This is a genomic window from Solibacillus sp. iso_87 (genome assembly GCF_056173085.1).
On record NZ_CM149656.1, the window covers coordinates 2820464 to 2834520 of the forward strand.

Here is a 14057-nt window from a genome sequence, read left to right on the forward strand (position 1 = left end):
ATTATAATCAATTTTGACGGCTTTGTGAATGAATTAGTAGGATTTTAGGAAAAAATCACATATGTGATAAAATTCATGCAAAAAAGAGAATTTATAATTTGTAATGAGTTAATCTAGGTAATAATTAGGAGTGAGATAAATGGATTATACAAATAAAACAAACCAATGGCTAGTAAAAAGTAGGAACTTTATCGTTCTTTTACTTTATTTTATCCTTTTTTATTTCATTCCGCCTATTATTTTCGGTCTATTTTTCGCTTACTTACTTTTTCCAGTATTCCTCTTTTTCAAGCAGCAATTTAGACTGCCATTCTTTCTCGTAGTCATTATACTTTCCGTATTTCTATTTTCGGTTGTCGTCTCAGTTATCATGCTCATCATTCACAGCTTTATAACCATTCTTCCTCAGCTGCAGTCAACACTCTTATCTTTGGACAGCACCTATATGAAACATCCGCTTCTTCCGTTTATTGTAGAAAAACTTCAAAGTTTAATAAGGGACTTGTTGTTCTATACAATCAATTTTATAAAAAACAGTTTTCAATCGATCTTTGAATTTTTCATTTTTATTGTAACATTCTACTTCGCGTTAATGGAAAGCTATAAAAACCGATTATGGTTTTTCGCTTATATTCCAAAAGCTTATCGCACTACATGGGCTCGTTACTTTCAAAAAGGAATGGAGCTCATTGGCCGCTTTATCGTAGTGGAAATGCAATTGTTTACACTGACGTTTATCCTGCTGTGTATAGGGTTTTACTTTTTGAAGTTTGAAGCATTTGTTATTAAAGCCTTTTTAATTGCCTTTGCAGATTGCCTGCCTTTTTTAGGAATCGGAATTTTCCTGATTCCAGTTTCTATTTATTATTTTATTGTAAACGAACCGATAATGGGTATTGCGATTTTGGTTCTGTACTTTATTGTACAAATGATAAGGCAGCTAACTGAATCAATGCTCTGGTCACATACGTTGCATTTACGTATGATCCACACATTTCTAATCAGCGCTGCCTCAGTATTATTATTCGGTTTTTACGGAATCATCCTCAGTCCAATATTATTGATGATTGCCATTAAAGTGAAACAACATGCTATTTTTGCAAAATAACGACTTGTCCTCTTTTCATTTTTTTACGTAAAAAGTAGAAGATGACCGGCTTAAACAGGTTTCGTGTAATTCCTGATACAAATAATAATCCGAGAATATCCGTAATGAAGCCCGGTAATGCCAAAAGAATGCCGCCAACAAAAATCAGAAATGTTTCGATGACCGGTACTGCAGGTGGCTGACCTTGCTGCATGCTCTTTTGAATATCCTGTATAGATTTTGTACCGCGTTTCTTGGCGATCAACAGTCCTGCAATGGATGTGAAAATGATTAATAACAATGTATAGAAAACACCGATCGCGTTTCCAATTACGATAAATACCGCAATTTCTGCAAATACGAGTGCGAGTAATCCAAATAAAATCTTTTTCATTTATGAACCCCCCTCTTCTTCTATTTTATACGAAACAGCAAAGAAAAAGTTTCAAAAAGAGGTTAGAACAAAAAACAAAAAGACAGAGACATAACCCAAAAATGCTATTTTCCTCTGAGAGAAAAATAGCATTTTTGCTGTACTAAATTAAATTTTACCGTTTTTCATCTTAAAGAACGCTCGCGTGTCCTTTATAAATGACACCTGTTTCGGCGTCCATTGTAATTTCCTGTCCGTGTTGGATAAGAGTAGTTGCTTCTTTTACACCGACAATTACAGGAATACCTAAGCTTAGGCCGACAACTGCAGCGTGGGATGTTAACCCGCCTTCTTCAGTAATAATACCTGCGCATTTTTCGATTGCTGGCATCATTTCACGGTCAGAGCCTACTGTTACAATAATTGCGCCTTCAGTGTCATATGCCAATGCTTCTGCTGCATTGTTAGCGATAATTGCATTACCAACTACTGACAGTTTACCGATACCTTGTCCACGTGCCAATAAGTCGCCAATTACATGTACTTTCATTAAGTTCGTTGTACCTGCTTCACCAACCGGAAGACCAGCAGTAATTACAACTACATCACCATGGCTTACAAACTCATGTTTTAGAGCTTCATCAACTGATAACTCTAAAATTTCATCCGTTGTTGAAACACGTTGCGTTAAAATTGGTTTAACGCCCCATACTAATGTCAATTTTTGAGCGACATTTGGCTGACTTGTAACTGCGATAATTGATACACCTGGTCGATATTTTGCAATCATTCTTGCAGTATTTCCGCTTTCAGTCGGAGCTAATACTGCTTTTACACCAAGGTTAATCGAAGTATAGGCAACTGCCTGAGAAATAGCTTCTGTCATATTTGCTTCTTTTTCACGGCTTCGTGTTGATACAATTGCTCGGTAATCTAAAGCATTTTCCGTACGAATCGCAATTTTGTTCATTGTCGCTACTGATTCTACCGGATACAGACCTGCTGCTGTTTCCCCAGAAAGCATAATTGCATCTGTACCATCCATAATTGCGTTTGCAACGTCTGATGCTTCTGCACGAGTAGGACGTGGATTGCGCTGCATTGAGTCCAGCATTTGTGTAGCTGTAATAACAGGCTTGCCGACTTGATTGCATTTTTTGATTAATGATTTTTGTACTAATGGTACTTCTTCTGCAGGAATCTCTACACCTAAGTCCCCGCGCGCCACCATTAAACCGTCTGAAACTTCGATAATTTCATCGATGTTGTCAACGCCTTCCTGGTTTTCGATTTTAGGGATAATTTGAATATGGCTGCCGTTATTTTGCTCCAGTAGCTCACGAATTTCGAGTACATCCTTTGCAGTACGAACAAATGAAGCTGCAATGAAATCGATACCTTGCTCAATACCGAATAAAATATCTGCCGCATCTTTATCTGTAATACCAGGTAATTTCACAGATACGCCCGGTACGTTAACACCTTTTTTATTCTTTAAAATACCAGCGTTTTCAACGATTGTATGGATTAACCCTTGCTCCGTATCTTTCGCAAGTACTCGCAATTCGATTAAACCGTCATCCAATAAGATAATATCGTTTTGGTCTACGTCTTCAATCAACTGATCGTATGTGATGGAGAAACGTGATTCATTTCCTAAAACCTCTGTCATCGAAATATCGATTACTTGTCCTGTTACTAAATGTAATTCACCATTTTCCATTGAGTGTGTTCTGATTTCAGGTCCTTTTGTGTCTAATAAAATTCCTACCGGTTTTTTCATGCGTTCTGCTGCATCACGAATTGCGGCAATACGGTTTGCATGTTCTTCATGATTTCCGTGTGAGAAGTTTAAACGGGCAACATTCATCCCTGCATCAATTAACTTTTCTAACATTTCTGGTGATTCACTAGCTGGTCCAATAGTACAAACAATTTTAGTTTTTCTCATAGTTTTGTCATCTCCGTTTTTATGCACTTTAAATTGAAAGCTCTTTTGATAATGTATACAAACTTAAGTCTGCTTGGTGCTTAGTTTCAAATGCTTTTCTTAAATCATAATCGATTATAGCGTGATTTTTCACGCCAACTGCTCTTCCACCTTTGTTTTCCAACAATAGCTCTACCGCTCTTGCACCAAATCTACCTGCTAAAACACGGTCCCGAGCAGATGGAGACCCTCCTCGCTGTATATGACCTAATACAGATGTACGAATTTTAATTCCTGTGCGTTCTTCCAAAAGCTGCGCAAGTTTATGGCCATTCATTACACCTTCAGCGACAATAATAATACTGTGGCGCTTTCCACGAGCTGCCCCACGCTCGAGACGTGTTACAATATCATCCAGCTCATACGATTCTTCAGGTATTAAAATCGATTCCGCACCAGCGGCCAAACCTGCCCAAAGAGCAATGTCTCCAGCGTCGCGGCCCATTACTTCAATAACAAACGTATTTTCATGACTTGTTGCCGTGTCTCGGATTTTATCAATCGATTCAACTACTGTATTAAGTGCCGTATCAAAGCCAATCGTATATTCTGTACCAGGTACGTCATTGTCAATTGTACCGGGAATACCCACACACGGGAATCCTTTATCTGATAATTGCATGGCTCCACGATAAGTACCATCTCCGCCTATAACAACTAACCCTTCGATTCCCTCTTCTTTCATGCGTTCGATTGCCCTATATTGAATATCATCCTGCTTAAATTCAGGGAAACGTGCTGAGTACAGTTTCGTCCCGCCTCGTTGAATAATATCGCCAACAGAACCAATATCTAAAAGTTCGAAGTTCCCATTATAGAGACCTTCATAACCATGATATACTCCGACAACATCAACATTATGAAAACGTGCTTTACGAACGACTGCACGAATAACAGCATTCATTCCCGGTGCGTCTCCACCACTCGTTAAAACCGCAATCTTCTTCATACGACCTTTTCCTCCTATTACGCTGTTACTATCCACATTAACAGAAAATACGCTCATATGTAACTATTCTAGAAAACAAATTGTAAAGCTTTTGAAAAAAATGAAGAATGCGCTCACACGCATTCTTCAAAGTATATTACTGTTATAAAACAACCTTATTGTTCTATATACTGTCCAATATTTTTAAATTTCATATAACGATTTTCAACTAATTGATCTGCGCTCACTTTGTTTAAATCATTTAGAACGCTTGTTAGATATTCTTTCATAAAAATAGCTTGCTGCTCAATATCTTTATGGGCACCGCCGGCAACTTCCGGTATAATCCCATCGATAACTTTAAGCTGCTTTAAATCAAGGGCTGTTATTTTCATCGCTTCAGCTGCCTCTTTAGCATAGCTTGCATCTTTCCATAAAATTGATGCAGCTCCTTCAGGAGAAATTACCGAATACGTTGAGTTTTCAAGCATCAAAATTTTATTTGCAACTCCAAGTGCAAGCGCACCGCCACTTCCACCTTCACCAATTACAATACTAATAATCGGTACCCGAATGCCTGCCATTTCAAACAAATTACGAGCAATTGCTTCACTTTGACCTCGTTCCTCAGCTGCTTTACCAGGATACGCACCTTTCGTATCGATAAAACAAATAATAGGGCGTTTGAATTTTTCTGCCTGTTTCATTAAACGTAACGCCTTGCGGTAGCCTTCCGGATGAGGCATACCAAAATTGCGGCGAATATTTTCTTTTGTCGTCTTCCCGCGCTGGTGTCCAATAATTGTAATTGGCTGACCATTGAATGATGCAATCCCGCCGACAATTGCTGCATCATCTTTAAATGTACGATCCCCATGTACTTCGATAAAATCTTCAAAAATACGTTCAATATATTCAAGTGTTGTTGGACGGTCAGCATGGCGGGCTACTTGCACACGGTGCCAAGGCTCCATATTTGCATATACGTTTTTTTCAAGTTCCTGCAAGCGTGTTTCCAGCTTCTCGATTTCTCCGCTCATATCCACGTCTGCTTCTGTGGCAATTGTTTTTAACTCTACAATTTTTTCCCGAAGTTTTACAACCGGTTCTTCAAATGCCATTAATTTAGACATGCGATACGCCTCCTTGTACATGCAGCTTAACAATTGTTGCAATTTTATCGCGCATTTCTGTCCGGTTAAAAATTGCGTCAAGCTGTCCATGATCTAATAAAAATTCTGCTGTCTGGAAATCATCCGGTAACTTTTCACGTACCGTTTGTTCTATTACACGACGTCCCGCAAATCCAATCAGACTTTGAGGCTCTGCAATATTATAATCGCCGATCGATGCAAAACTTGCTGATACACCACCTGTAGTCGGATGTGTCAAAATTGAAATATATAGTAAGCCTTCCTCGCTATGGCGTTTTAAAGCAACACTCGTTTTTGCCATTTGCATTAATGACAATACCCCTTCTTGCATACGCGCACCGCCACTTGCCGTGAAGATAATAAATGGCACTTTCAGCTCTGTCGCCTTTTCTACAGCGCGTGTAATTTTTTCACCTACAACCGATCCCATCGATCCCATACGGAAGTGCGAATCCATTACCGCAACAACGACCTGCATCCCTTTTAATGCACCTACACCTGTTAATACAGCTTCGTTTAACCCTGTCTTCTTAATATCCGCTTCCACTTTTTCCACATATGCAGGGAAGTTTAACGGATTGGTAGTTTGAAGATGATCGTCCATTGAAACAAATGAACCCTCATCTAAAAAACAGGCAATTCTTTCATTGGCATTCAAACTAAAATGATGCTGACATTTTGCGCATACTTTCAAGTTTTTTTCGAGTTCTTTTGTGACATGAATCGTTTTACATTTAGGACATTTTGTCACGATGCCTTCCGGAAAGGATTTTTCATCTTCTTTTCTAGTAATATTATCAGTATTTTTTTTACGACTAATTGTAAATAAATCACGAATTGCCATCGTAATCCCCCTTTATATTCACGTAATCATTCTTTAATAATGAACATCCATTTTTCATATGAATCAATTGCTTCATCTAAATAACCCATTTGCAATGAAGCAAGCAGTATTTTTAATTCCATTTTCTCTTCTTCTGTAATTTCATTTGCCAATAAATTATTGCTGAAAGAAAGAAGCTGGAGCCAAATTTTTAATGCAAGCCGGTTACCTGAAACGATCATACATTCACGAAGTATGTCATCTCTTTTTAACTCCTGCTCAAGCTCTACCTTTACAAAAAAGCTCTCCCAAATCGGTAGTGCCCTCAAATTGTCAGACTGGCAAATAATTCGAATCGCTTCTTTTTCGTGCATTTCTCTCGTTGCATGTACATCCGCAATCAATTTTTCGTCCTGTAAAATAAACGATCCGACAATTTCAACAAATTGATGGTGCTGCATACTCGCCAAATATGTACCACCGCCATGCCTTGTTTCGATTAAGCCCAGCAACTCCAGACTGCGTAAAGCCTCCCGAACCGAAGACCTTCCTACTTGCAGCTGCTCGCTTAACATTCTTTCTGAAGGAAGCTTTTGCCCTTCCTGAATATTTTGTTCTGCAATTAAATCGTGTAATTGCTTAACAATTTGAATAAACATCTTTTTTGCGGGCTTATCTTCCACATTTTTCACCTCACCGTGACTAACGCTTTTCGTTATTATTAACAAAAGTGGTCAGACCAGTTACTAAAGTAAGAATACAAAATGTTTTTCACATTGTAAAGAGAAAATATAAAACATATATTTTATATATAATAAAATTTGCGAATATATAACTAGATTTACGTTTTTTCGATAAATTTAGATGAACCCATATAAAAAGAGCACCTCTAAAGCTATTAAAAGGCGCTCTTTAATACTGTTTATTTTATATTAATCTGTTTAACTTTTATTTGTTGTTTATTAAATCGATGCTCGTAAAAGCCTTCGATATAAAGCAATCCCTCTTCTCGGATTTTCCCGACAACTTGCTCGTATTCTTTCGGGAACAATATTAAAGAGACTGTTCCAAACTCATCTTCCATTTGAACAAATGCCATCAGTTCACCGCGTTTTGTGCGGAGCTGGCGCATTTCCCGAACTTGACCGATCATTTTTACGAATGCATTGTCTTTAAGATGCGCCAAAGTTTGAACAGTTGCCGTAACTTCCGGAAAATGGCTCCGTAATTTTACAATCGGATGATCTGATAAATAAAAACCGAGCACATCCTTTTCGTACTGCAGTTTGATTTTTTCCGGAATTGGCGATGTTTCACTATATTTCGGTTTGCCGAATGCGAGCAATGCCCCTTCAAACAAGTCATCCCCACCCGGTCGTACGAAATCAGCCTGTTTTTGTGCACCTTCAATAGTGGCGAGTAATGTTGCACGATCTTTGCCGAATTCATCAAGTGCTCCTGCTTTAATGAGCGGTTCGATAATTTTTCTGTTGAAATTCGCTGTCGTCAGCGTCACAGCCAAATCAAATATAGAGTCAAACGGCTTTTGTCTTTCTTGGCGCGCAACTAACAGTTTTTGCATAAAAGGCTGCGGTACACCTTTAATCGCAGACAGACTAAATCGTATTTTCCCGCCTTCCACTTTAAAGTGTCGCATACTTCGATTAATTGACGGCGGTAAAATTTCGATTCCCCTTGCTTTTGCCTCCATTATAATTTGGGCAAGCTTTTCTGGATTACCCGTTGCATTTGTCAGGAGGGCAGCATAAAAATTGACCGGATAATTGGCTTTTAAGTACGCCATTTGATAGGAAATAACACTATAGGCAACGGCATGGCTTTTTGGGAAGCCATAATCTGCAAACCGGACAATCAATGCATATACTTCTTCCGCTGCCTGTTGTGTATAGCCTTTTGTTAAAGCACCTTTTACGAAAGAGGCTCGTTGCTGTTCTAGTACATCCCGCTTCTTTTTACTCACAGCACGTCGAAGCAAATCAGCCTGTCCAAAAGAAAAGCCCGCCATCACATTCGCAATGCGCATTATTTGCTCCTGATAAATAATAACGCCGTATGTCTCTTCCAAAATCGGTGTTAAATGGGGATGCGGCATGATTACCTGCTCTTTTTTATGTTTTCTTCTTGCATACATCGGGATGAATTCCATCGGGCCCGGTCGATACAATGCATTGACCGCCACAATATCTAAAAAGTGAGTCGGTTTAATTTCACGGAGTGCATTTTTCATGCCATCCGATTCTAGCTGGAAAATACCATTAGTGTCGCCATTTTGTAATAGCTCAAATGTCTTCTCATCATTGAGCGGAATTTGATTAAAATTGATTTGTGTATTATGAGTAAACTGAATCGACTTCCGTATTTGCTCTAAAATTGTTAAATTTCGGAGCCCTAAAAAATCAATTTTCAATAATCCGTTTTGCTCCACTTCCTGCATCGGCCACTGTGTTAAAAATATCCCGTCATGTCCTTCTTCAATTGGTACGACATCAACTAATGGAACAGGACTCAATACGACCCCTGCTGCGTGTGTCGACGCATTCCTTGGAAGTCCTTCCAATCGAAGAGATGTTTGAAACCACTTTTGGCGGATAGGCTCTGCTGTAACCCATGCTCTTAAGTTTTCCGACATTGCATATGCTTCCTTTAGTGTAATACCGGGCTTATTCGGTATTAGATTGGAAATCATTTCCAATGCTTCACTTTCGAAATTAAACATACGGGCAACATCACGGGCAACCGCCTTGGCAGATAGTGTACCGAACGTAATTATTTGTGCGACATATTGTTTACCGTATTTTTTTGCAACATACTGAATTACTTCATGCCGTCTCGTATCTAAAAAGTCGATATCGATATCCGGCAGTGTAATACGCTCCGGATTTAAAAAACGTTCAAACAGTAAATCGTATTGCAAAGGATCCACCTGTGTAATCTCGAGTGCGTATGCGACAATAGAAGACGCGGAAGAACCACGGCCCGGCCCTGTTAATATTTGTGCTTCACGTGCAAACTGCATAAAGTCGGCAACAATCAGGAAATAATCCGAATAGCCCATCGACTGAATAATATGGAGCTCATAGTTCATCCGTTCAATATACTGCGTTGGCAATGTGTGCATATTTAAACGTCGCTGTAAACCAGTCACTACTTGCTGCTGCAGCAAGTTTTCAGCCGTCTCTCCTTCGCCTACTGGAAACTTCGGCATATAAACATTATTTGTGTTTATTTCAATTTGGCAGCTCAGTAATAAATTTTCCATTTGTACGAGCCATTGGTGCTGGTCATGAAACTTCTGCTGCCATTGTTCTGCTGTCAGTAAATGATTTTCCTGTTTATTGGTTTCTACAGCATCACTTAGTTTTACACCGGTATGGATGGCCTGCGCCACTTCATAGGCAAAAAAGTCCTCGTTATTAAAAAACAGACTTTCATGTGTTGCAACAATTGGGAGATCATTTTTTTCAGCGAGCTGCACTGCCGAAATTTCCAGACTTGCTGGGTCGGATAAACGGGAAATCCCGATGTACACTTCATCCGGATAGGTCTTAATAATTTCTTTCAATAGTGGCTCCGCTTCCTGTTGCAACCATATAGCCTGCTGTTCAAGCACTGGAATCATAAAAGCAATGCCCTTTCCATATGCGAGAAGCCATCTTAATGGAATCGTCTGCTCCGATCGAATGGAAATGCTGCTGGAGATTTTCAACAAATTACGATAACCTTCGTTTGTTTTTGCATATAAAACAAGCGGCAATGATTGTTCTTCAGTCAATTCGAGCTGAATAGTCAAGCCTACTACCGGATGAATACCGGCCCTTTTCATTTCAAACCAAAAAGGCAAAAGTCCGTACAATTTCGTATTAACAATTGCACAGCTTTTTGCCTTTTGCTGATGTAAAAAAGGGATGAGCTCTTCGATACGAATTGTACTTTTCAATAAATCGGCACTTGTCCGTACTTGCGGATATACAGTCACCCGTCATCCCTCCATCATATTATTTATATTCACTGCAAATGACTTTCAAATCTTGAATTACTTGATCTGCCTCTTCCCAAGAATATGCTGTAGCACCAGATGCCAGTGGATGTCCGCCACCTTTATACTTTTTCGCCAGGCCGTTGATAACCGGACCTTTCGAACGGATACGAACGCGAATCGTATCATTGTCTTCAATGAACATCACCCATGCTCGGATATTCTTTACATTGCCCAATGAACTAACTAATAGGGATGTTTCGGAAGGGGTAGCATCAAATTGCTGTAAAATAGCTGCAGGCAATTTAATTGAAGCCGCACCATTTTCATCCATTTCGAAATGCTGGTATATATAACCTTGAAGATTTAATAGTTTGCGTTCCATTTCGTACATACCATCAAATACTTCATTTCGGTCGAAATTATATTGTATAAGTTGTCCTGCTGTTTCAAATGTTTTTGGGCTCGCACTCGGATATAAGAAACGCCCAGTATCGCCGACAATTCCCGCAAATAACAGACGTGCCGCTTCATCGGACATATCCCAATCCGCATACGTTTTGCCTTCTTCATAAAGCTCATAGATCATTTCACTGCATGAACTTGCTTCCGTATCCACCCATAATAAATCACCATAAGCATCATCATTCGGATGGTGGTCGATTTTAATAAGAAAATCGCCGTTTACATAGCGCTGATCATCAATACGTTCGGTATTCGCAGTATCTGTCACAATGACCAGTGCATTTTTAAACTGTACATCTTCAATTTGCTGTGGAGATGCCATGAAAGATAATGAGTCGTCATGCTCACCGACCGTGTATACCGCTTTCTCCGGATAATTTGCCCGAATTAATTCAGCCAGCCCTATTTGTGAGCCGTACGCATCTGGATCCGGTCGTACATGGCGATGCAGTACAATTGTTTCATATTTTTTAATTTTGTCAATAATTTGACGTTTCAATACATTTCCTCCTCGTCCATAATGAATACCTATATCATTTTCCACTAAAAATCGTTACAATATTTAGTAGTTTGGCTATTAGGAGGTTCAATATGGTCTATTTAAATTTTCTGTTTGTTGCCTGTATTATAGCGTCACTAGTATTTTATTTTTATTTCAAAACGAAGCAGTTCCGTTCGACACTGCCTATTCGTCGTAAATGGTATACTGCGAAAGCCGGAGTTGCGCTTGCCGCATTTCTCATCTTCTTTGGTCTGAATGCAACGATTCTGTACCCGGATATTCTCGGGTTTGCCGTTGCAGCTGTTTTCTTTATCATTGGTGCAGGTTTAGGTATTAATAACTATAAACGCATGCAGCATGAAGGCCGATACATAAAAGAAGAATACGAATTAAACAGGTAAAAGAACGGGGTCAGTTGAAAGCGATTTACTTTCAGCATGACCCTTTTTTATCGTTCTAATAACTGGAATGTCATCATCGCTTTTCCTACAAGATTTGTCGTACTGTATACTTCAAAATCCATTTTCACGAATTTACGTGACATGTCCAAAATTCTAGGACGGACAGTTAATACACTTTCCATCTGAACTGGTTTGATAAAATAAATATTCATATTTTCAACAACCGCTTCTCCGCGTTTACGACGTTTCAATGCAAAAGCACCTACTTCGGATAATAGGATTGTAAAAGCACCATATGAAATCGCTCCAAACTGGTTTGTCATCTGCGGTGTAACAGTAAATTCCACTTCAATATCCTCTTCACCCAAGACACGCATTTCATTTTTCACTAAATCATCGATCGTCTCGCCATGCTGAGGCTGACGCTGTGCTAATTGAATTGCCTTTAATACGTCCTGACGACTGATAACCCCTTTTAATAACCCTTCTTCATCAATGACAGGAAGCAAGTCGATTCCTTCCCAGATCATTCGGTGTCCAGCTGAAGCGACACTTGTTTTCATTGAAGCAGCAATCGGGTTCTTTGTCATTACTTTATCAATCGGCTCTGACTCTTCTTTACCGATCACGTCCTTACTCGTAATCATTCCGACAAGCCTGTTTTGACCTGTTACTACAGGAAAAGCTCCATGTGTCGTACGACGGTTCTGTCTATGAAAATCAGCGATCGTATCATTATTTTTTAATACAGCCGTATCTTCCATCGGGACATATACATCTTCAATCAGTAATATATCTTTTTTAATCAGCTGGTCATAGATGGCACGGTTGATCATCGTCGCCACTGTAAAAGTATCGTACGTTGTTGAAATGATTGGTAGATCTAATTCGTCTGCCAGCTCTTTATTGGATTCAGTTGTATCAAATCCGCCAGTAATTAATACGGCAGCCCCTGTTTTCAATGCGTATTCATGTGCCTGTGTACGGTTACCGACAATGAGCAGGCTCCCTGCATCTGTATAGCGCATCATATCATCAAGCTTCATCGCACCAATTACAAATTTCGTCAATGTTTTATGGAGACCTGTTTTCCCTCCCAAAACTTGACCATCAATAATATTTACAATTTCAGCAAATGTTAAGCGTTCAATGTTTTCCTTCTTTTTCTTTTCAATTCGAATCGTACCTACACGTTCGATTGAGCTTACAAGACGTCGATTTTCAGCTTCTTTAATCGCACGGTAAGCTGTCCCTTCACTCACTTGCATTTCCTTTGCAATTTGACGAACCGAAATTTTATCGCCAACTGGTAGTGATTCAATGTATTGTAAAATCTTCTCGTGTTTCGTTGACAATTACATCACCTATTTCTCATCATTCATTTATGTCTTTAGTGTACCATATTTAAACGGCGCAATTATACTATTTTCAATACATATACCCGTATAATTGCTTATAAATGTAAGAAAAAGCTCAAGAAATTAATAAGACAAACTGCCCAACAAAATAAATTGTTGGGCAGTTTGTGTTTAAGAAATGAATCATATCAAATAGATGTGCGTTCAATTGTAAATTAGAATTTCACAAATTCCCCTGGCTGCAATACTTGTACTTCTGCGCCTTCAACAAGTTTCGCAAAGTCAGCCGGATCTTGTTCAATTGGCGGGAATGTGTTGTAGTGGACCGGCACAACAATTTTCGGCTTCAATAACGAAACCGCATAAGCTGCATCTTCTGGCCCCATTGTAAAGTTGTCGCCAATCGGTAAAAAGGCAATGTCAATTGGATGACGTTTTCCGATTAACTCCATATCCCCAAATAATGCCGTATCACCAGCATGGTAAATTGTTTTACCTTCTGCCGTAAATAAAATTCCGGCTGGCATCCCCATATAGATAATTTCATTGTTTTCCGTTACGTATGACGAGCCGTGGAAAGCCTGTGTAAATTTCACTTTTCCGAATTCAAACTGGCGTGCACCACCAATATGCATATTGTGAACTTTGCAACCTTGCCAGCCTAAATAATCTGCAAGCTCATTTGGCGCAACAACGAGTGCATCATGTGTTTTTGCTAATTCCACAGTATCTCCAACATGATCATTATGTCCATGCGTCAATAAAATAACATCCGGTTTTTCATTTTCAACCTTTAAATCTGTTTGTCCATTTCCATTAATGAAAGGGTCAATCAAAATCGTAGTCCCATTTGTCACAATTTTTACGACGGAATGTCCGTGAAATGAAATCTGCATATTATATACCTCCTAAAATAACCTTCCCTGTATTATTCGATATTTATGCATAATTCTCCTTTTTTTGATATGCTTAAACCGCG

12 protein-coding genes are annotated in these 14057 nt (G+C 39.1%); 2 read left to right on the forward strand and 10 right to left on the reverse strand.

The window, feature by feature from the left end; translation table 11 throughout:
* Window positions 1-139 precede the first annotated feature (139 nt).
* Window positions 140-1108 carry an AI-2E family transporter gene (locus AC0VXV_RS14375; protein ID WP_475528902.1) on the forward strand — a complete coding sequence of 323 codons (969 nt, stop codon included), beginning with the start codon at window positions 140-142 and terminating at the stop codon, window positions 1106-1108.
* Here the strand turns inward: AC0VXV_RS14375 and AC0VXV_RS14380 are convergent.
* The 8 genes from AC0VXV_RS14380 to AC0VXV_RS14415 form a co-directional block, all read right to left on the reverse strand.
* Window positions 1092-1481, reverse strand: coding sequence for an FxsA family protein (locus AC0VXV_RS14380; protein ID WP_475528903.1), 390 nt, complete (start codon window positions 1479-1481; stop codon window positions 1092-1094). The genes AC0VXV_RS14375 and AC0VXV_RS14380 overlap by 17 nt on opposite strands.
* 169 nt (window positions 1482-1650) lie before the next feature.
* Entirely contained in the window at window positions 1651-3411 is a 1761-nt protein-coding gene (gene pyk, locus AC0VXV_RS14385) for a pyruvate kinase (RefSeq protein WP_475528904.1), read from the reverse strand.
* 28 nt (window positions 3412-3439) lie between these two features.
* Window positions 3440-4399: a 6-phosphofructokinase gene (gene pfkA / locus AC0VXV_RS14390; RefSeq protein ID WP_413078500.1), complete on the reverse strand. Its 960-nt coding sequence runs from the start codon at window positions 4397-4399 to the stop codon at window positions 3440-3442.
* Window positions 4400-4554: 155 nt separating this feature from the next.
* Window positions 4555-5511, reverse strand: coding sequence for an acetyl-CoA carboxylase carboxyl transferase subunit alpha (accA, locus tag AC0VXV_RS14395; protein WP_475528905.1), 957 nt, complete (start codon window positions 5509-5511; stop codon window positions 4555-4557).
* Window positions 5504-6376, reverse strand: coding sequence for an acetyl-CoA carboxylase, carboxyltransferase subunit beta (gene accD, locus AC0VXV_RS14400; RefSeq protein ID WP_079528425.1), 873 nt, complete (start codon window positions 6374-6376; stop codon window positions 5504-5506). Before accD ends, accA begins: the two co-directional genes overlap by 8 nt.
* Before the next feature lie 26 nt (window positions 6377-6402).
* On the reverse strand, window positions 6403-7038 hold the full coding sequence (locus AC0VXV_RS14405) for a FadR/GntR family transcriptional regulator (protein ID WP_475528906.1): 636 nt from the start codon (window positions 7036-7038) through the stop codon (window positions 6403-6405).
* A 239-nt stretch (window positions 7039-7277) separates the two neighbouring features.
* Window positions 7278-10352 (reverse strand): DNA polymerase III subunit alpha, encoded by a 3075-nt coding sequence (dnaE, locus tag AC0VXV_RS14410; protein WP_475528907.1) that lies wholly within the window; start codon window positions 10350-10352, stop codon window positions 7278-7280.
* Between the two features lie 19 nt (window positions 10353-10371).
* A complete protein-coding gene (locus AC0VXV_RS14415; RefSeq protein WP_475528908.1) occupies window positions 10372-11316 on the reverse strand; it encodes a DHH family phosphoesterase in 945 nt (314 codons plus the stop codon).
* Window positions 11317-11408: 92 nt separating this feature from the next.
* On the opposite strand from AC0VXV_RS14415, the gene AC0VXV_RS14420 reads away from it, so the two are divergent.
* Entirely contained in the window at window positions 11409-11720 is a 312-nt protein-coding gene (locus AC0VXV_RS14420; RefSeq protein ID WP_475528909.1) for a YtpI family protein, read from the forward strand.
* Window positions 11721-11767: 47 nt separating this feature from the next.
* On the opposite strand, the gene AC0VXV_RS14425 is transcribed toward AC0VXV_RS14420, so the two are convergent.
* Together AC0VXV_RS14425 and AC0VXV_RS14430 are read right to left on the reverse strand one after the other, a co-directional pair.
* The gene (locus AC0VXV_RS14425; protein WP_475528910.1) at window positions 11768-13075 is read right to left on the reverse strand and encodes a DRTGG domain-containing protein; all 1308 of its coding nucleotides are present in this window, start codon (window positions 13073-13075) and stop codon (window positions 11768-11770) included.
* A gap of 218 nt (window positions 13076-13293) precedes the next feature.
* The gene (locus AC0VXV_RS14430; RefSeq protein WP_079528445.1) at window positions 13294-13974 is read right to left on the reverse strand and encodes a metal-dependent hydrolase; all 681 of its coding nucleotides are present in this window, start codon (window positions 13972-13974) and stop codon (window positions 13294-13296) included.
* Window positions 13975-14057 lie beyond the last annotated feature (83 nt).